A 16,332-nucleotide genomic window follows, 5' to 3' on the forward strand; every position below is an offset into this window, starting at 1 on the left:
TCCGATGCGTTTTGCCGTTCTCGGCAGCGGTAGCCAAGGGAACGGTACGCTGGTCGCCCACGATGACACGTATGTGCTGGTCGATTGTGGTTTCTCGTTAAGAGAAACCGAGCGACGCCTGCTGCGCCTCGGTGTTCACCCGGCGCAGTTGAGCGCGATTCTAGTGACCCACGAACATGCCGACCACGTGCATGGCGTGGGTTTACTGTCTCGGCGCTACAATCTGCCGGTGTACATGAGCCGTGGCACGTTGCGCGGGATGCGCAAACCCATCGAGCCGGCAGGTTTTCTGGCTGGTGGCGAGCAACTGCAAATCGGTGCCCTGAGCATCAATGTCGTCGCGGTTGCCCACGATGCCCAGGAGCCGACGCAATACGTATTCAGTGACGGTGAGCGGCGCTTCGGTGTGCTCACCGACCTGGGTTCTTATTGCGCCAAGGTGCTGGAGGGTTACCGGGACCTCGATGCCTTGATGATCGAGTCCAACCACTGCCGAGACCTGCTGGCACGCGGTCATTACCCTTACTTTCTCAAGCAACGGGTGGGCGGCGAGCTGGGACATTTGAACAACCACCAGGCCGCATACCTGGTGTACGAGTTGGGCTGGCAAGACCTGCAACATCTGGTCCTGGCTCACCTCAGCAGCAAGAACAACCTGCCGACGCTTGCCCGGCAATGTTTTGTCGACACCCTAGGGTGCGACCCGGACTGGCTGCAACTGGCCGATCAAGATTCAGGGCTCGACTGGCGACACATCGCCTAGCCCACCTTACTCAAAGCGGAGCCCATCATGGAAAAACGTGAAGAACTCTACCGCGGCAAAGCCAAGTCGGTGTACAAGACCGACGACGCCAACCGCCTGATCCTGCTGTTTCGCAACGACACCTCGGCGTTCGACGGCAAGCGCATCGAACAACTGGATCGCAAAGGCATGGTGAACAACAAGTTCAACGCCTTCATCATGCAGAAGCTCGAAGCGGCCGGTATCCCGACCCAATTCGACAAACTGCTGGGCGACAACGAGTGCCTGGTCAAGAAGCTCGACATGATCCCGGTGGAATGCGTCGTGCGCAACTACGCCGCCGGCAGCCTGGTCAAGCGCTTGGGCGTGGAAGAGGGCCTCAAGCTCAACCCTTACACGTTCGAACTGTTCCTGAAGGACGACGCCAAGGGCGACCCGTTCATCAACGAATCCCACGTCGTGGCGTTCGGCTGGGGTACAGCTGGGCAACTGGCGCGCATGAAGGAGTTGTCCCTCAAGGTCAACGACGTGCTGACCAAGCTGTTCGACGACGCCGGCCTGTTGCTGGTGGACTTCAAGCTCGAATTCGGCGTATTCCACGACGGCTCCATCGTCCTGGGCGACGAATTCAGCCCGGACGGCTGCCGCCTGTGGGACAAGGACACCAAGAAGAAGATGGACAAAGACCGCTTCCGCCAGGGCCTCGGTGACGTGATCGAAGCTTACGAAGAAGTCGCCAATCGTCTCGGCGTACCGCTGTAATCGACGCAAGCATCTGATAGAACGGAAAAAAATCACCTTTGGGGTTTGCTTCCGCGAAACACACTGTTATGATGCGCGCCGTTGGAGAGATGCCAGAGTGGCCGAATGGGACGGATTCGAAATCCGTTGTACCTTCACCGGTACCTAGGGTTCGAATCCCTATCTCTCCGCCATTATTGAACAAGATGAAGCCCCCGTAATCATTTATGATCACGGGGGCTTTTTCGTTTACGGCGTTTGGGTTAGGGCATTTTTAGGGCAAGAAACGGAGCTGTTATACCGCTCAGGGCCCGCATTTTACGTCTCCTAGAGGTTGCGTCTGCATATGGGGCGGCATTGGTGGCCGTTTGTCACTATGCTTGTTTCGGATCCCTTTTCATTGATCGAATGAGCTGGATCCAGCGCATCCACTCTCAGAGGCAAGGAAATGCAACCTACAGTGATTGAACAGCTCACAGTGCAGATGCTTTGCGCGATCTACAAGAAGCTCGGGATCGACGGCTTTGATCCAGATCTCGTAAGCAGTGCCATTGCATCGAATGACTTATGGGTTCTCGATTGGGCATACGATATTAAAGACGAGCAAAGCCATAACCCGCCTCATGTTACGGCAGTCGTTGATACCCTGGACATGTATTCGTTTCTACGAGATAGCTTCGAGAGACTTTCTCCCGCTGACCAGGCAACAGTCGAAGGTGAGGTGCCTCACGCGTCTTCCCTGGTTGAATTCCGGGGGTATGACGGCAATAACGAACTTGAATACAGACGGGCTGTTCGTTACCTAGTGAATGATCTGGATCGCTTCGAATCTATGAAAGATGTCGCCACTTTGAACTCGCACAGCCCAGTAGTCGAAATGTATGCGCGGATGTATGAAGTGTTTAAACCAATACGAGCGCAACTCATAAACCGTCTAATGGGGCCGCATGAGATTGTTGCCGTATTACAGGCTGCAGTTCATCCAAGTAACCGCTGAAAACGAAAAGCGTCATGCCCACCTTTTACGTGGGCATGTCGTTAGTTTTCACGAAATCCAAGCATCTTTGACACAATTCCAGCCATGCTCTTGGTGTCCTTTGGAATCCACCTCCCGTAATGCTTTCGCACCATAGTTGTATCGGCGTGCCCTAGTTGCCTCGCCACCCATTCGACCGGAACATAGCTCGACAGCATTTGGCTGGCAAACGTGTGGCGGCATTGGTTGGCACCTCGGTGGCGAACCTCTGCTTTTTTCAGATGGGCAGTGAACCAGTTGCTCAGCGTTTTGCCGTTCCAGAGTAAACCACTGGTCGAGCTGCGGAAAAGGAACCTGACCTTCATCTTCTTGGACGTGATGTTGTCGCGCTGGATAACGGTGATTTCCTCGGCTACCGCGTCCTTGGCGGCGGCAACTATCTCCCGCATCAGTGCTAGGGCCGGATCTATAAGCTCGATGACTCGAACCCTGGAGCGCTCTTTGGGGACTTTGAACTCGCCCACGACCAATGCACGTCGTACGTGCACCAGGCCGGCATCCAGGTCAACATCTTCAGCGGCAAGCCCAATTAGCTCTGAAAGGGACATCCCGGCCCAGCAGTTGAACTCAATCATCCTGGTATCAGGCCGGCGGTCGGGGTCCGTCTTGCCGATCAGTTCGATCTCGGTGCGACTGAAGGGGTCGGCATGCTCCAGGTCGACATCCGATCCGACGTTACTGATCCTGTCGAGTGGGTTGGCCTTCAGGATGCCGTCGCCGAAGGCGTCCGCCCACACACCACGAACGACGGTGAAAATGTCGTTTACTGTCTTCGGGGCCAGGCCCTGCTTGAGCAGTTGTGCTTGAAACAGCTCAATGTCGCTCTTGCTGATGTCGACGATTCGACGTTTGCCGAACTTCTTTTCTACGTGCGCAGCCTTGCTCACGTAGTTGATGACAGTGCTCGACGCTTTAAGCGCGCGCTGAACCTCCAGCCAGCGCTCAATGCCTTCCTTTACAGTGCGCTTGAGCGAAGGGCCGCCGATTCCAGTGAACATGGCGGCCCTTGGCGAGTTGGGAAAGTGAGCCGCATAGTCGAAGCGGCCCTCTTTGATTTCCGCGAGAATGGTGCGCCGCTTGTTGTCGGCATAGGCGATCGCTGCCTTGTTTACTTTCGAGATCCCTTCCAGGGGTTCCCGGCACCGTTGGCCGTTGAAGATGAACCAGATGCGTAGCTGCTTGCCGTTCATCTCAACGCCTGTCGGCATCTTGTCGATCATGGCTGTCCTTCCATCCAGCGCTCGATGGCGGCACGGTTGTAGACGATTACGTTGGCCGGGTCATAACGCCAGTGCTTTCCTTCTAGCCACAGACCCCGTGTGCGGTATTTGCGAACCGCCTCGGTGGATAGTCCGAAGACCGGATATAACAGATCCTGCCGAAACCAGGCGCCTGGTGTGATGTGGAAGTCGAGTTTCTCTGCTGCGCTCATTGTGCTATCTCCCCAGCGCGCCGAGCGATGCTTTCGGCTTGACGCTGCTTGCTGCATTTTTGGTGGTTGCCATGGGCTCGTGACTTGTTGCACTTGTCACATATGGTGCATAGGTCGAGTGGGGCCATCTGTCCTTGGCGCATTCGGACTGTTCGGTGAAGGGCTGTCATGCGGCCTCCAGCTGTTCGGTGACGGTCTCGCTCATGTTTGCCCGAATCAGTGCGGCCATCGGCTGAGGTGAGACGGAGTTGCCGACCATCCGCACCTGGGCGCGCTTGGTGAACCTGCGGCCGTCGTGCCCCACGTCGATGACGTAGTTATCGGGGAAGCCTTGGGCGCGATACAGCTCGCGTGGGGTGAGCATTCGCATGCCGATATCGACGATCACATAAGGGGTGCCCTTGATCGTGACGGTTACAAGCGCCAGGCGATCCCGGGTTGTGATGGTCGCTGCTGGGTCGCGCAGGTCGTAGATGTTATCGGTGCCGTAATAACCCATCAGGAACGCGGCTACGCGCATTGCACCCTCCTGGTATTCCGGCGCCAGGGTGTACTCGACCAAGGCGTGGTGCTCGGCGCCGGCGGTGATGGTCGGCAACAGGCCATCCATGGGCTGACCAACGCAGTTTCTGCGGAGCGTGCACAGGTGTGCTGTGACCACGTTCTGCTGGCTGCCGCTTGTGGTGATCGCAGTCAGGGGCTTGCTCGGGTGGTGCCCGGGGGGGACGTTGTAGCCGCCGTTGTGTTGAGCCAGGTAGGCGACGGTCAGGGCGAAGTGTCCACCTTTGACATTTGCGCAGATGGCGCGCAACGGCGAGTCGCCGGGCATGTTGCGCTGGCTACTGCCGTTGGCATGCTCGGTGATGAAGGGGGCAAGCGTTGGGGTGACCAGCGCGAACCCATGGGAGCCAGTGATGGTTTTCGTAGGGATGTCGACTGAGTGAACGCGCGAGTCGTCGCTGCCCGAGTGGTTGACGCTGACGATGAAAGGGTCTGCGTGATCGATCACATAGCGCTTGGCGCCCTTGCGCAGACGCTCCATGGTCTTGTTGACCAGCGGGCGGCGCACACCAGCCGCGCGGCCTTCTTCCTTGTCGAGAAAGATGCTGGGGCAGGGGATAGACCAATCAATGCTACTGGCAGCGGTGAGCTGTGGCTTCTGTCCCTTTGCTGGTGCCTTCGCATGGGTAGGCTCGGGCCATTGAAGTGGCTTGCCGTCGCAGCGGGCCACCAGGTAAAGACGCTCGCGCAATGTTCCGGCGCCGAAGTCACTGGCTTTCAGCTTCCCGTGGCGCAGGTCATAGCCCATGCTGCTCAGAATCGATTCGAACCGGCGCCAGGTTTGGCCTTTGCGTTTCGGGTCGGGTATCAGGTACTGGTCTTGCACCGGCACCCGCTCGCCGACATCGGCAACACGCAGGTCGCGGCATATGACCCTGCCTGTGGTTGGGCAGCGCTTGGCGATTAGCGGTCCCCACTGGAGCACCTGCATCACGTTCTCCATGGTGATCATCTGCGGGCGTACCTGTCCCGCCCATTTGATGACTACCCAAGACAGCGAGCGGCTGGTGGTACTGCGCGGCTGGCCGCCGGCCGCGAGGCTGTGGTGGGTGCATTCGGGGCTGGCGTGCAGGTGCAGCACAGGCCGGCCACGGGTGGCCTTGCGTGGGCATATCTCATACACATCGGTGATGTAGTGTTCGGCGCTCGGGTGATTGCGCTTATGCATGCTGATCGCATCGGGGTCGTGGTTGATCGCAATATCTACCGGCATGCCGGTTGCCATCTCCTGGCCCATGGTTGCGCCACCGCCGCCGGCGAAGAGATCAACGCGAATGCCGCCTACCAGGTTGAGTCCGAACTGAGTGTGGACTGCGCTGGTGATCGGGGTTGATTTGAAAACTTCCCTTTCGGCCTTGCCGGTGCGCTTGGATCTACGCAAACGCAGGTGGGTAGTGCCTGCGCAATCTGGCGAGAGTTGCGACTGGAAGGCAGTCACGCGACACCTCCTGCCAGTTTGGCCTGATCCTGTTGGTAAGCCTCGAGCAGCGCGGCGCGAATGTGCGAATAGCCTTCGGTATCAGCCTCCTCATGCGGGAAGCTGATTTGGCTGGTTTCGAACTCACACCAAAAGCTTCCTCGGTGATCCAGCCAGTCAATTAGCTGGGTATCAGTGATGTCGTCAGGTAGATACATCCGGCCTGGGCTTGCTTCTGTTAAGTAATCCGCAGGCCTTGAGACGGGCGTATACCCCACGACAGGCTGCGCGAGCGGGCGTGTCTGAGCGTTTAGCGTTGCATCAGCGAGCGCTGCCCCGCGCAGCTTTTCGTGGGGTATAAGTGCCTCGGCAGTGGCGCTGAAAGGAGCAATAATGCCTGCTGCTGCTGCGCAGCAGAGACTGTTTGTTTCTAGCGTGTTGACGCTGCTGGCAGTGCGGAGCAAAGCGGGCAGGGCATTGGCGTTGTTCTGGTGGTTCTTCATACCGCTTTCCTCCGGTGTTCAATAGCGAGTTGGTCCATCAGGCGCTGGTGGTAGGTGTTGCGTGCTTCTGCGGCAGGCCATGGGCGAATGGTTTCAGCCATGGGCTCGACGCCGATCAAGCAATCCCAGATAGCCGGATCGGTTGGCATGAGGTCGCGGCGCTCGGTGGCCAGCGCAATCAGGTCAGCCTGGTGTATGCATGCGTGTAGATCGAAGGCCAGGTCGAAGCGCTCACAGATGCGTCCCCACACGACGTCCTCAAATCCTCGGTAGTCGGGCATCCACTGTTTGAGTGGCCGGGTCATATCGCCCAGGTACGCCTCGGTCGCATCGTGGAGCAGGGCCGCCAACTTGTGTTCTTCCGGCACCAGCTCGGCGACGATGCAGCTGTGTTGTGCCACGCTGTAAAACTCGCGAGTGTGGCCGTTGAACCGACACAGTTGGGCCAAAGAGTGCGATATGTCCCGTGGGTCGATCATGTCGACTTCAGGCTCATAGACGTTGAAGTGCTTGCCGGTGAAGGTGAAGATGAAGTTCATGCTGCATCCTCCAGCGTGAACGGATCCATCAGGGCAGCCATGCTCAGAGCCTTGTCGCGTAAGGCTAGTGCTTGCGTTGCCTGGCTCTCGGATCTCACTGCTCGGAAGGTGTCAGCCGCAAGCTTCAGCTTTTCGGCGATGGCTAACAGGGTGAGTCGATCTTGTGGTTGAAGATCCAAGATAAGTTGCAGGCGCCGGCATCGTTCGGTGACTTGCTCAAGTTCGGTAGCGCTTGCTGACTCGCCCTGGTCCATCCCATCCATGAAGCCTTGAGCGTGGCCATCCTCATAGCCCTCAGCTCGACCATCCGTTAAGCCGCCCTTGTAGCCGACCCAGTAGATGATCCCAAGCGCGATAACGATGCTGATCAGTGCGTATATTTGAATTGCAGTCATGTGGTGTGCTCCTGGTGTTGTTGGCTGGTGGTGGCAGCCGTTGGGGGTTACTGGCCTTGCTCGGTTGAGTCGGTTTCTGGACGCGGCATGTCTTCATCTGCTCGGTAAGCGCGGATGTCGATCAGGGCGGCTACGTGTTTGATGTGGGCGTACCTCAATGCCTTGGCGCTGTGGTCCAGAGTGGTCACCGGCAGTTGGATGCGACCGGCGTTGATCGCCTCGATGAATGTCTTTTCATTGAGGTTCTTGAAGTAGTGCACGCGCAGCTTTTCCAGTGGGATAAGCACGTCGCCGAAGAGTTGATGCAGCATCTCGACGGTCGCGCTATCCGGCGCCGGTTGCAGCCGCAGCGGTGTTTGATTGGTGTTGCTCATGGATCTCGGCCTCCTTGCGTTTGAGTCGTGATGGATGGTTCCAGGCATTCAGGCAATGGCGCTTGGTCAGCTCCCGCAGATGCTCCGGCACTTCGAGGAGCGCGGCGTTGCGCTCCTCGCGTGTGCGCATGGCGACGATCTGGCGGGCGTACTCCCTAGGCCACGTCACGGTTGTCTGCCGGGATGGCTGGCAGTTCGAGCCCCAGTTGCTCGGCGAGCCAGGGCATGCCGGCTTGCCGGATCTTGGTCGATTGGCTGTACTGCATGCCGGCAGTCTCGTGGTACCAGTTGCCGTTCTTGATCCGCAGGTACTCACGGTCACGGACGGGGAACGCCGGCAAGTTGCGGTCGTTGAGCAAGCACTTTTCACGCATGAGCGCGATCAGCTTTGGGCGGGTGAGGCCGAAGTACTTGGCGGCTTTTTCCAGGCTACGTTCCATCACGGCCTCCTACGCTGCGTGCGCGGCAGGTGTCGCTGCTGCGGCCAAGTGGTTGATGGATTCGACGACCATGCCGTACAGCTCGACGTCGGTCCCGTATACCGTGAAGCACTTCGTGCGCGGAGACTTCACGCCGATGCCCATGATGGTGGTGATGCCCGAGCGGGTTTTGTTGCGATGAACAGCCAGGTAAATGGGCTGCTCGAAGCCCAGATCGAGACTGATCGCGCCACCGGTGCGTACCAGCTCGAACACTTGTTGCTTGTGTTCAACATCAAACGCGCCATAGCGGCGGTTTGCGTGGAGAGTCGGCGGTGATTCGGGCGTTGTGCCGGGATCGACCGGGCCGTTGGCAATTTCTTCGATGAAGTCGGCCAGTTTGAGGTGCATTTTTTTGCTGTTGGTCAGGGTCAGCGTGTGGCGTTCGGTGCCCAGTTCAACGGTGAAGTGCGTGTCGGCTTTGCTGCGTTCGACTTTCAGGCGGAAAGCCAGCACATCGCGCCGTGGTGTGGTGCGCAACGTGTGATTGAACGTCTCGCTGAGATTGACCTGGGCATGCAGCAGGGCAAGCGTTCGGTTGTCGAGTTTGAACTTGCTCATGCTGCGCGCCCTCCGCCGTTAGGATCGAGCGGTGCGGGCGCAGTGCGCTGTTTCAGCTTGGGTTTGGACGCGATGAAGGTGCAGCCGCAATCTTGCGCCAGGCGGCGAATCTCGAAGATGCGGAAGGGGTTTGCAACGGCCGGGTGGACGTGCAGGGTGGCTGTGGTGTGCATGATTTTGCCTCGCTCTGTGGTGGAAGAGTGAAGCGAATATCAACCACTGGTTGATTTATGTCAACTGGTAGTTGATTTCATCAGGCCCCCCGATCTTGCCCAAGGGAGAGCAATCTGCTATCAAGTCACGCGCCCACTGCGCTTAGTGGATCTAAAAAGCGGAATTCGCTGCTACGGAGGGGAGGGGGCTTGAAGCAAATCATAGAAATCGTTGGGTTGTTCGCTGATATTTTCACGATCGGTGCATCCGCAATCGCAATATATCTTTTTATATTTAAGCGCGATGCGATCGCATCGGTATTTTCTTTATTGTTAAATTACTCATATCAGTTGTCTTTGACAGAATTAAAGGAAAAGCTTGATCGTATTAATGAATACTCGGCAACCGATGAGGAAGAGAATCTCGTGATAATGAATATATTGCATGAGTTTCTAGGTCAGGTTAGAGGGAATGATAAACTCAAGGTGATCATGGCCGAGCAAGTAATATTGATTGAGGGTGTTATTACCAAAAGCGATAAAGGTAAAAAAATTACAGAGCCAATGAAAAGAGCTTTGGTTAGCGAAATTAGAGAAAAGATCAGACATCTTAATATTCAAGTTATCGATGAGATTGTTGGAGGGCGAACATGAGCAAAATTGTAATCGCAGTCAATGTCATGATCACGGAGAAAGACAAAATCTCTGGCGTCGTCGATGGTGGAGGTGATGGCGAGCTTTTCTTTCTATATGATGGAAAGCATAAATGGTCGATGATGAATGGAGGTGAGGGATATGTCCTTTTCTATTATCCCGGAAGGTCTGATATAAATAATTTGGCTTCGATACCACCCGAGGAGTGGCCCGACGACATCGATATGGTTGTATACCGAGTAAGAGATATTGGAACCAAGGAAGCTAAAGAGAGCTTCGCTGATTTATATGCGGTCCTTAAAGCTAAGAAGTGGAATATGGATAGTGTCCTTGACGAAATTATCGCAACTGGGCCTTTTTGATCTTGATGGGATCATTCAGGTATGAATGATCCCACCACTTTTCCGCAAATATGAGTTTCTTCAGTAATGTCAATTATTGGGTATTGAGGATTTATAGGCCTCAAAAATTGCCGCCCAGCATCTTCTACTAGTATTTTAAAAGTGGCCTCGTTAGTTCGGGGAACCCGAGCTATAACTCTATCCCCGGTTTTAGCCTCCGCTTCTGGATCTACAAATATAATGCATCCAGTTGGATAGCTACGACCTGGTCCAGGATTCGTCATAGAATCGCCGAGCACTTTAAGCGCATAACCGCTCTTACTTATTGGAACTGGGCAGGATAGCCATGACTCACCGTCATGCTGCTCAAAATTTGACTCACACCATGCGCCGGCCTGTACCCACGAAATCAGCGGGACCTTTTCAAAAGGTCGCGTAACCTCTCGAATATTGCTGTCGATTCGCGTACTCAACTGGTGGACATTACTGTTACCCGTATGATCTTTGGGTAGTACACCGTATTCCAGCCACTCCCTTCGCACCTTCAGCCACGAGCACAAAACAGCCATGCTGTCGGCCTCAGGTATAGCGTCGCCATTCAACCACTTGCTGATAGCCTGGGGGCTCTTGCTAACCCCAAGACTTTTCAGATGTTTATGAATATCCACTCCACGCCCTCGGGTGCGTACACCGGCATCGTCGAGTGCTTCGTGAAGGCGCGCCGTGAAAGCTGCCCGTAACTCATTCTTATCAACCATGAGTTGATACTCTCATAGGGCTTGCGCAATAGTCAGTTGATGTTAATATCAACCGCGAGTTGATAAATGGAGGTTGCCATGTTGGACCCCGCCGATTTTCCGAACGCCATCGCGTTTGCATTTCAAGCAGTAGGCGGCATCGGTGCCGCCGCCAAGGTGTGTGAAAGGAGCTATCAAGCGCTCAATAAATGGCGCTTGGCTGCCAGTCTTCCCCGCACCGATTACACCGGTGAAACCCAATACGCCGCACTTTTGGCGAACGCTGCAAAGCAAAAGGGCAACGCGTTTGACGCTGCCTGGCTGCTTAACGCATCGGCCCCGCAAAAAGCTGCAGCGTAGACAGAAAAAAGGCGACCCAAGGGCCGCCCAGTTCCTCCCGGCACACACCACCACAGTGCTGTCGGGTCGCGATAAAGAGTTGCGGGCACACCACATGCAAACCACCTCTCTTTACCGCGCTACCAAGACACGGATGTCTTGGGTTGCTGCCTTTTCCACCACAGATTGGGCAGCTGTTGCGCCAGAGGTGAACAACGGATTGTTCGCCTCGGCACGGTGCCGGTTCGATCCCTAGATCTAGCCGGCGTTTTGGGCCCTTTCAAGCCACGCGGCAAATGTACCACCACTGCATGTCGCGGGGCACTGGCAACCTTGTAGGAATAATGCCATGAGCCGAATAGCTTTAAGCTGTGTTGATCGAGCGCAAAGGGAAGTCCTGACGCTCGAATTAGCCCTGTACCACGCCGCACGGGACTATCCCGGCGGTGCCGCTGCAATCGCCGCCACCACCGGCCGCAACGCCACCACGCTCCAACACAAGCTGTCTCCCACCCATCCGTCTCACACCGTGAACATCCAGGAGTTCGGCGAGATCCTCGAACTGACCAAGGACCGCCGCATTCTTGATGCGGTGCATGCCCTGGTCGGCGATACCACATGGCAGGAGCTGGCTGAAACCTATACCAGTGACATGCCCGAGACCCTCACCACGGGTATCGCCTCGTATTTCCGTCAGGTGGCTGATTTGGCTGATACGTGGGCCAAAAGCATTGGCGACGGTGTCGTCAGCGATCAGGAACTGGCCGAGATTCGCCTGCAGGTGTTTCGCGGTATTCAGGGGCTGTTGGGGATGCTCAACCGGGCCACATACGTAAACCAGACTACGCGGGGTACTGACCGTGGCTGACGTTATCGATTTTGCCAACGACCTGGTGCAAGAGCGGATGGATCAGGCCCTTGCAGCGCGCAATGCGAATAAAACGGCCACCGCTGCACATTCGTTCATGTTCTGCGAAAGCTGCGACACGCCGATCCCGTTGGCACGCCGTGTTGCGATCCCTGGTTGCACCCAGTGTGTGACCTGCCAGTCCATCGACGAAGCCAGGAAGGCCCGCCATGCTCGATGAGGTACTCAATCAATTCTCTGATTACGGCTTGGATCCTGATCAACCCTTGGTGTTCGGCAAGCTGACCCGTTGCAAAACCTCCCAGGACAAGGGCAAGGAAAAAAACGGCTGGTACGTGGTCCACGAGCATGTCACCGAGAAGAACGGAACGTTGATCTTCGGCAGCTTCGGTGATTGGCGGTCCGGTGAGTCTCAGAAGATCAAGGTCAAGGCCGGGCGTATGAGCCCTGAGGAACGCGAAGTCATGCGCGCTCGCCAGGAAGAGGCCAAGCGTAAGGCTGCCGAGGTCGCGGCGAATGCCTCACGTCGAGCGGCCAGCCGTGCAGCGGCTCTGTTCAAGCGCATGCCCGAGAAGGGTAAGAGCGCCTACCTGGATCGAAAGCAAATCGTCGGCTTCAAGGTTCGCTATGCGCCACGTACCGGCGCGTTTTTGGTGCCTATGTGCAACGTGCGCGATCAGATCGTCGGCCTGCAGGTGATCTTCCCGGCAAAGCAGGAAGACACCGGGCGTGACAAGGCCTACTGGCCCTACGGCATGTCGAAAGAGGGTGCCTTTCACTTGATCGGCCCGCACCCTGAACCGGGTGAGCCAGTGCTGGTGTGTGAGGGTTACGCCACGGGCGCCAGCCTGCACATGGCGACTTCGCTGACGGTCGCTATCGCCTTCGATGCGGGCAACCTGTTGCCAGTCTCCAAGGCCATGCGCGAGCGCTTCCCGGGTTGCCCGCTGATCATTTGTCGTGATGATGACTGGAAGACCAAACGCCATAACGGTGATCCTTGGAACCCCGGCGAAGAGAAGGCCAGCAACGCCGCACTGATTGTTGGTGGCCAGGTAGTCGCCCCCGTCTTCTCCGGCGAACGTGAAATCAAGTGGACCGATTTCAACGACCTGCACATCGCCGAAGGATTGGAGGCTGTCCGCCGCCAGGTGCTGGCGGTCGTCAAGCCTCCTGCAGCTGGTGGTTGGAAGGACCAGCTTGCTCGTACCGAAAACGGCTCCCTGATCGCGCACATGCAAAACGTCGAACTGATCCTGGGCAATGACGAACGCTGGGCCGGCGTCATCGGTTACAGCGTGTTCAGCTCCAAGATCGTCAAGCTGCGGTCAGCGCCCTTTGGCGGTGGTGCCGGTGATTGGGCCGACATTGATGACATGCGAGTGATGAAGTGGCTCGCGCAGCAATACAACCTGCGGGTCAAAGCCTCTCATGTGATCGAGGCGGTCAGCGTTGTTGCCCACGACCATTCCTTTCACCCGGTGCGCGAGTACCTGGAGAAACTAAAATGGGACCGCGTGCCCCGGCTGGAAACCTGGCTGACCGATGTGCTGGGCGTCCAGCCTACGGAGTACTCCGCCAAGGTCGGAAAGCGCTGGCCGATCTCGGCGGTTGCTCGTGTGATGCGCCCGGGCTGCAAGGCCGACTCAGTGATGATCCTCGAAGGCGGGCAGGGTGAAGGCAAGTCCACCGCCATGGGCGTCCTCGGCGGCGAGTGGTTTATGGACACGCCCTTTGCCCTCGGCGACAAGGACAGTTTCCAGGCCATTCGTGGCAAGTGGATAGTCGAGCTGGGGGAATTGGACAGCTTCAACAAGGCTGAAAGCACCAAGGCCAAGCAGTTTTTTTCCGCGTCCACCGACACCTACCGCGAGAGCTACGGCCGCAGAACGAACGACGTGCCACGCCAGTGTGTGTTCGTGGGTACTACCAACCAAGAGGAATACCTTAAGGACGCCACAGGCAACCGTCGTTACTGGCCCGTGTTCTGTAACAAGGTCGATCTGGAGAAACTGCGCGAGATCCGCGACCAGCTTTGGGCTGAGGCGCTGTTCTGCTTTGAGGCGGGCGATATCTGGTGGGTGACCAAGGATGAAACCCGGATGTTCACGGAGGCCCAGGACGAACGCTTTGTGGTTGATGAGTGGGAAGGTCCGATTCTGACCTGGTTGGAGGAGTCGCAGATCGGCGAAACCGCCACCGGCAACGAGATCTTGAGCCAAGCGTTGAAGCTGGACTTCGGCCATTGGGGCAAGCCCGAACAGATGCGGGTCGGGGCGATCATGCATCGGCTGGGATGGCGGAAGAAGCGTATGCCGGCGTTGGCCAAGAGCGGTGTTCGGCCCTGGTCCTATCAGAAGCCGGCGACTTGGGGGCGCGGGTCTGCATTGCAGCAGACCGTGGTGGAGGAGCCTTGCTTTGATTAAGCGAATCGACGAGATGCTCAAGCTGTGGGCGCAGGATCTGCATTCGCCTTTGCCGGAGAACACTGGCGGGCCGAGTGGCGGCAACATGATCGCTATGCTGATGGAGTGCAAGGGTGAGCTGATACGCGGCACTCGCGGCAGTCGGGTGCTGCTGGATGAATCGGTGGATATCGAGCTGATCGTCAAGAAGCACCTGCCGCCCCGTCTTGCCCTGGTCGTTTGGGAGCACTACTGCAACCATGAAAGCTTTCTCTCGCAGAAGCTGTTGCACTGCGCCTGCAGCTCAAGAACCTATTACATACGACTCCATGACGCCCATGTGTTCATTCAAGGGATGCTGATGGGGAAAGCTGCATGACCCTCGGCGTCACTTCGCGTGCCTCTGTCCTACTGTCCGGCCTTGTCCGACTCGCATTTAGCGCAGTTGGACAGGCGCAGGCCGCGCCGATACTGGGCTGTCCTACCGTCCAACCTTCACCCGCCCCACGCACACATGAGTATAGCGGGCACGTAATCGCGCCCATGGCGCGCACGCGTGCTTTTAGCTTTCTCTCTATACACAAGAGAAAGTTAAATAAGGTAGGACAGTTGGGCGAAGCCCCGAATTTAGGCGCCTGTAGCTGTCCTACTTCGATTCTGAATAGTGGGACAGGCAGGACAGGGCACTAGAAGCGGTAGCCGATTGAATGCGTTGTCCCTGTGTTGCACCTGCGTCATACCTGTATTGCACCCGTATTGCGCCATGGCATTAAAACCCGCTTGCTGCCAGTAAAATCCACCTGTAAAAAGTACCCATCTTCGATAGGTGCGACCGCAAGCAGCGGGACTCACCACCACACTAAACCCGGCCATCGCGCCGGGTTTTTGCGTTTATGGGGTAGGGCGATGACGAACGAGCAGCAAGCGCTTATTGATATGCCGATCTGGATGGTGATCGTGCTGTCCCTGGTCGGCGGGATATCGGGCGAGGCATGGCGGGCAGACAAAGCCGGGGTAAGCGGCTGGTCATTGGTTCGCCGGTTGCTCCTTCGGTCTGGTGCCTGCGTGGTCTGCGGGCTCTCTACCATGATGTTGTTGCATGCATCGGGCATGTCGGTACTGGCGGCGGGCAGCATTGGCTGCCTCACGGCGATGGCCGGCGCTGATGTCGCGATTGGCTTGTACGAACGCTGGGCAGCCAAGCGGTTGGGCGTGTGCGATGTGCCGCCCTCGGGCAGCGGTCAGGCTTGATGGTCTGGAGGCCACGTAATACGTGGCTTTCAGGTCTGTGCATTAAAATGGTGCGCCGAAAAGTCGCCGGGGACCCTAGGAGCATTCGAGGGACACGGGGCATGAAACCCGCGGGAAAGCGTTAGCGGGTGGGCTGCCAGCTTACTGAAATTCAATCCATTGAAATTGAAAGGTTTCCATTGAAAAGCCGTTGAAAAGGAGGGCTTATGACGGATTCACTCTTCCTGTCTAAAAGCGCTTTCGCGGCTCGCATCGGCAGGACGCCGAGCTACATCACTTGGCTCAAAGGCAACAACCGCCTGGTGCTGTCGCCTGACGGCAAGATGGTGGACGTGCTGGCAACCGAAGCGCTGATCCTCGAAACCGCCGACCCCAGCAAGGCCGCCGTCGCTGCTCGACACCAGCAGGACCGGATCCAGCGTGACGTTTACAGTCAACTGTCCCCCCAGGTCGAGCCGACTAACACGGCTGCGCCGCAGCAGCCCATCACCGTCAAGGGCCACGACTTCCAAAAGGCTCGCGCCATGCGCGAATACAACCTGGCGCAGCTGGCCGAGATCGAGCTGCACAAGGCGCAGGGCTCACTGGTCGCCAGGGATGCCGTCGAGCTGGGTGCTTACAACGCCGGGCGCCATCTGCGGGACCAGTTGTTCGGCCTACTCCCCCAGCTGTCCCACAAGTTGGCAGTGATGACCGACCCCTGGGATATCGAGAAACACCTGACGGCGACACTTCGTAAATCACTGGAAGAGGCTGAGCGCATGTCCTCGTCCGACCTTGAACGAGCAATGACGACGGGCTGACC

The 16,332-nt window shown here is 57.2% G+C and carries 24 protein-coding genes and 1 tRNA gene; 13 read left to right on the forward strand and 12 right to left on the reverse strand.

The window, feature by feature from the left end; translation table 11 throughout:
* Positions 1-4 precede the first annotated feature (4 nt).
* The 4 genes from BOP96_RS19495 to BOP96_RS19510 all read left to right on the forward strand — a co-directional run bounded on the left by BOP96_RS19495 (position 5) and on the right by BOP96_RS19510 (position 2,480).
* Positions 5-763: an MBL fold metallo-hydrolase gene (locus tag BOP96_RS19495; protein ID WP_014717370.1), complete on the forward strand. Its 759-nt coding sequence runs from the start codon at positions 5-7 to the stop codon at positions 761-763.
* A 27-nt stretch (positions 764-790) separates the two neighbouring features.
* Positions 791-1,504, forward strand: a complete 714-nt coding sequence (purC, locus tag BOP96_RS19500; protein ID WP_073453728.1) for a phosphoribosylaminoimidazolesuccinocarboxamide synthase — start codon at positions 791-793, stop codon at positions 1,502-1,504.
* Positions 1,505-1,587: 83 nt separating this feature from the next.
* Positions 1,588-1,677: transfer RNA gene (locus BOP96_RS19505), tRNA-Ser, on the forward strand.
* 266 nt (positions 1,678-1,943) lie between these two features.
* On the forward strand, positions 1,944-2,480 hold the full coding sequence (locus tag BOP96_RS19510) for a YfbU family protein (protein ID WP_175562998.1): 537 nt from the start codon (positions 1,944-1,946) through the stop codon (positions 2,478-2,480).
* A gap of 41 nt (positions 2,481-2,521) precedes the next feature.
* On the opposite strand, the gene BOP96_RS19515 is transcribed toward BOP96_RS19510, so the two are convergent.
* The 11 genes from BOP96_RS19515 to BOP96_RS30130 all read right to left on the reverse strand — a co-directional run bounded on the left by BOP96_RS19515 (position 2,522) and on the right by BOP96_RS30130 (position 8,953).
* Positions 2,522-3,739 carry an Arm DNA-binding domain-containing protein gene (locus BOP96_RS19515; protein ID WP_073453731.1) on the reverse strand — a complete coding sequence of 406 codons (1,218 nt, stop codon included), beginning with the start codon at positions 3,737-3,739 and terminating at the stop codon, positions 2,522-2,524.
* On the reverse strand, positions 3,736-3,951 hold the full coding sequence (gene xisR, locus BOP96_RS19520; RefSeq protein ID WP_032892978.1) for an excisionase family protein: 216 nt from the start codon (positions 3,949-3,951) through the stop codon (positions 3,736-3,738). Before xisR ends, BOP96_RS19515 begins: the two co-directional genes overlap by 4 nt.
* A gap of 166 nt (positions 3,952-4,117) precedes the next feature.
* On the reverse strand, positions 4,118-5,950 hold the full coding sequence (locus BOP96_RS19525; RefSeq protein WP_238346855.1) for a DNA cytosine methyltransferase: 1,833 nt from the start codon (positions 5,948-5,950) through the stop codon (positions 4,118-4,120).
* The gene (locus BOP96_RS30595; RefSeq protein WP_238346856.1) at positions 5,947-6,432 is read right to left on the reverse strand and encodes a hypothetical protein; all 486 of its coding nucleotides are present in this window, start codon (positions 6,430-6,432) and stop codon (positions 5,947-5,949) included. Before BOP96_RS30595 ends, BOP96_RS19525 begins: the two co-directional genes overlap by 4 nt.
* Complete coding sequence (locus BOP96_RS19535) at positions 6,429-6,971, reverse strand: phosphohydrolase (RefSeq protein WP_073453733.1); 543 nt, start codon at positions 6,969-6,971, stop codon at positions 6,429-6,431. Before BOP96_RS19535 ends, BOP96_RS30595 begins: the two co-directional genes overlap by 4 nt.
* Complete coding sequence (locus BOP96_RS19540) at positions 6,968-7,366, reverse strand: hypothetical protein (RefSeq protein ID WP_073453736.1); 399 nt, start codon at positions 7,364-7,366, stop codon at positions 6,968-6,970. The genes BOP96_RS19535 and BOP96_RS19540 overlap by 4 nt, the downstream gene beginning before the upstream one ends.
* A 47-nt stretch (positions 7,367-7,413) precedes the next feature.
* Positions 7,414-7,740 carry a pyocin activator PrtN family protein gene (locus BOP96_RS19545; protein ID WP_073453738.1) on the reverse strand — a complete coding sequence of 109 codons (327 nt, stop codon included), beginning with the start codon at positions 7,738-7,740 and terminating at the stop codon, positions 7,414-7,416.
* Positions 7,691-7,909 (reverse strand): hypothetical protein, encoded by a 219-nt coding sequence (locus BOP96_RS29280; protein ID WP_138726232.1) that lies wholly within the window; start codon positions 7,907-7,909, stop codon positions 7,691-7,693. Before BOP96_RS29280 ends, BOP96_RS19545 begins: the two co-directional genes overlap by 50 nt.
* Positions 7,896-8,180, reverse strand: coding sequence for a phage antirepressor KilAC domain-containing protein (locus BOP96_RS19550; RefSeq protein WP_073453740.1), 285 nt, complete (start codon positions 8,178-8,180; stop codon positions 7,896-7,898). The genes BOP96_RS29280 and BOP96_RS19550 overlap by 14 nt, the downstream gene beginning before the upstream one ends.
* 9 nt (positions 8,181-8,189) lie before the next feature.
* Complete coding sequence (locus BOP96_RS19555; protein ID WP_073453741.1) at positions 8,190-8,780, reverse strand: hypothetical protein; 591 nt, start codon at positions 8,778-8,780, stop codon at positions 8,190-8,192.
* Positions 8,777-8,953, reverse strand: coding sequence for a hypothetical protein (locus BOP96_RS30130; RefSeq protein ID WP_175562999.1), 177 nt, complete (start codon positions 8,951-8,953; stop codon positions 8,777-8,779). Before BOP96_RS30130 ends, BOP96_RS19555 begins: the two co-directional genes overlap by 4 nt.
* 189 nt (positions 8,954-9,142) lie before the next feature.
* Between BOP96_RS30130 and BOP96_RS19560 the strand changes: the two genes are divergently transcribed.
* Positions 9,143-9,586 carry a hypothetical protein gene (locus tag BOP96_RS19560; RefSeq protein WP_073453743.1) on the forward strand — a complete coding sequence of 148 codons (444 nt, stop codon included), beginning with the start codon at positions 9,143-9,145 and terminating at the stop codon, positions 9,584-9,586.
* On the forward strand, positions 9,583-9,948 hold the full coding sequence (locus BOP96_RS19565) for a hypothetical protein (protein WP_073453745.1): 366 nt from the start codon (positions 9,583-9,585) through the stop codon (positions 9,946-9,948). The genes BOP96_RS19560 and BOP96_RS19565 overlap by 4 nt, the downstream gene beginning before the upstream one ends.
* 11 nt (positions 9,949-9,959) lie before the next feature.
* Here BOP96_RS19565 and BOP96_RS19570 read toward each other — a convergent pair whose 3' ends face one another.
* Positions 9,960-10,685 (reverse strand): LexA family protein, encoded by a 726-nt coding sequence (locus BOP96_RS19570; RefSeq protein WP_073453747.1) that lies wholly within the window; start codon positions 10,683-10,685, stop codon positions 9,960-9,962.
* 78 nt (positions 10,686-10,763) lie between these two features.
* Between BOP96_RS19570 and BOP96_RS19575 the strand changes: the two genes are divergently transcribed.
* The 7 genes from BOP96_RS19575 to BOP96_RS19605 all read left to right on the forward strand — a co-directional run bounded on the left by BOP96_RS19575 (position 10,764) and on the right by BOP96_RS19605 (position 16,330).
* Entirely contained in the window at positions 10,764-11,024 is a 261-nt protein-coding gene (locus BOP96_RS19575) for a hypothetical protein (protein WP_073453748.1), read from the forward strand.
* Between the two features lie 328 nt (positions 11,025-11,352).
* Positions 11,353-11,871, forward strand: coding sequence for a phage regulatory CII family protein (locus BOP96_RS19580; RefSeq protein ID WP_072446455.1), 519 nt, complete (start codon positions 11,353-11,355; stop codon positions 11,869-11,871).
* Entirely contained in the window at positions 11,864-12,091 is a 228-nt protein-coding gene (locus BOP96_RS19585; RefSeq protein WP_073453750.1) for a TraR/DksA family transcriptional regulator, read from the forward strand. Before BOP96_RS19580 ends, BOP96_RS19585 begins: the two co-directional genes overlap by 8 nt.
* Positions 12,081-14,297 (forward strand): VapE domain-containing protein, encoded by a 2,217-nt coding sequence (locus BOP96_RS19590; RefSeq protein ID WP_073453752.1) that lies wholly within the window; start codon positions 12,081-12,083, stop codon positions 14,295-14,297. Before BOP96_RS19585 ends, BOP96_RS19590 begins: the two co-directional genes overlap by 11 nt.
* Entirely contained in the window at positions 14,290-14,655 is a 366-nt protein-coding gene (locus tag BOP96_RS19595) for a PA0613 family protein (protein ID WP_073453754.1), read from the forward strand. The genes BOP96_RS19590 and BOP96_RS19595 overlap by 8 nt, the downstream gene beginning before the upstream one ends.
* Before the next feature lie 527 nt (positions 14,656-15,182).
* Positions 15,183-15,527, forward strand: coding sequence for a phage holin family protein (locus BOP96_RS19600; RefSeq protein WP_065940028.1), 345 nt, complete (start codon positions 15,183-15,185; stop codon positions 15,525-15,527).
* A gap of 206 nt (positions 15,528-15,733) precedes the next feature.
* Positions 15,734-16,330 carry a terminase small subunit gene (locus BOP96_RS19605; RefSeq protein ID WP_073453755.1) on the forward strand — a complete coding sequence of 199 codons (597 nt, stop codon included), beginning with the start codon at positions 15,734-15,736 and terminating at the stop codon, positions 16,328-16,330.
* Positions 16,331-16,332 lie beyond the last annotated feature (2 nt).

Source organism: Pseudomonas sp. FSL W5-0203 (assembly GCF_001896155.1).
GTDB lineage: Bacteria > Pseudomonadota > Gammaproteobacteria > Pseudomonadales > Pseudomonadaceae > Aquipseudomonas > Aquipseudomonas paracarnis.

What these genes read in the sequence shown, in the direction of transcription:
- BOP96_RS19495 (WP_014717370.1), top strand. Translation starts at nt 5, where the DNA reads ATGCGTTTTGCCGTTCTCGGCAGCGGTAGCCAAGGGAACGGTACGCTG.
- purC (WP_073453728.1), top strand. Translation starts at nt 791, where the DNA reads ATGGAAAAACGTGAAGAACTCTACCGCGGCAAAGCCAAGTCGGTGTAC.
- BOP96_RS19515 (WP_073453731.1), bottom strand. Translation starts at nt 3,739, where the DNA reads ATGATCGACAAGATGCCGACAGGCGTTGAGATGAACGGCAAGCAGCTA.
- xisR (WP_032892978.1), bottom strand. Translation starts at nt 3,951, where the DNA reads ATGAGCGCAGCAGAGAAACTCGACTTCCACATCACACCAGGCGCCTGG.
- BOP96_RS30595 (WP_238346856.1), bottom strand. Translation starts at nt 6,432, where the DNA reads ATGAAGAACCACCAGAACAACGCCAATGCCCTGCCCGCTTTGCTCCGC.
- BOP96_RS19535 (WP_073453733.1), bottom strand. Translation starts at nt 6,971, where the DNA reads ATGAACTTCATCTTCACCTTCACCGGCAAGCACTTCAACGTCTATGAG.
- BOP96_RS19540 (WP_073453736.1), bottom strand. Translation starts at nt 7,366, where the DNA reads ATGACTGCAATTCAAATATACGCACTGATCAGCATCGTTATCGCGCTT.
- BOP96_RS19545 (WP_073453738.1), bottom strand. Translation starts at nt 7,740, where the DNA reads ATGAGCAACACCAATCAAACACCGCTGCGGCTGCAACCGGCGCCGGAT.
- BOP96_RS19550 (WP_073453740.1), bottom strand. Translation starts at nt 8,180, where the DNA reads ATGGAACGTAGCCTGGAAAAAGCCGCCAAGTACTTCGGCCTCACCCGC.
- BOP96_RS19555 (WP_073453741.1), bottom strand. Translation starts at nt 8,780, where the DNA reads ATGAGCAAGTTCAAACTCGACAACCGAACGCTTGCCCTGCTGCATGCC.
- BOP96_RS30130 (WP_175562999.1), bottom strand. Translation starts at nt 8,953, where the DNA reads ATGCACACCACAGCCACCCTGCACGTCCACCCGGCCGTTGCAAACCCC.
- BOP96_RS19565 (WP_073453745.1), top strand. Translation starts at nt 9,583, where the DNA reads ATGAGCAAAATTGTAATCGCAGTCAATGTCATGATCACGGAGAAAGAC.
- BOP96_RS19570 (WP_073453747.1), bottom strand. Translation starts at nt 10,685, where the DNA reads ATGGTTGATAAGAATGAGTTACGGGCAGCTTTCACGGCGCGCCTTCAC.
- BOP96_RS19575 (WP_073453748.1), top strand. Translation starts at nt 10,764, where the DNA reads ATGTTGGACCCCGCCGATTTTCCGAACGCCATCGCGTTTGCATTTCAA.
- BOP96_RS19580 (WP_072446455.1), top strand. Translation starts at nt 11,353, where the DNA reads ATGAGCCGAATAGCTTTAAGCTGTGTTGATCGAGCGCAAAGGGAAGTC.
- BOP96_RS19590 (WP_073453752.1), top strand. Translation starts at nt 12,081, where the DNA reads ATGCTCGATGAGGTACTCAATCAATTCTCTGATTACGGCTTGGATCCT.
- BOP96_RS19600 (WP_065940028.1), top strand. Translation starts at nt 15,183, where the DNA reads ATGACGAACGAGCAGCAAGCGCTTATTGATATGCCGATCTGGATGGTG.
- BOP96_RS19605 (WP_073453755.1), top strand. Translation starts at nt 15,734, where the DNA reads ATGACGGATTCACTCTTCCTGTCTAAAAGCGCTTTCGCGGCTCGCATC.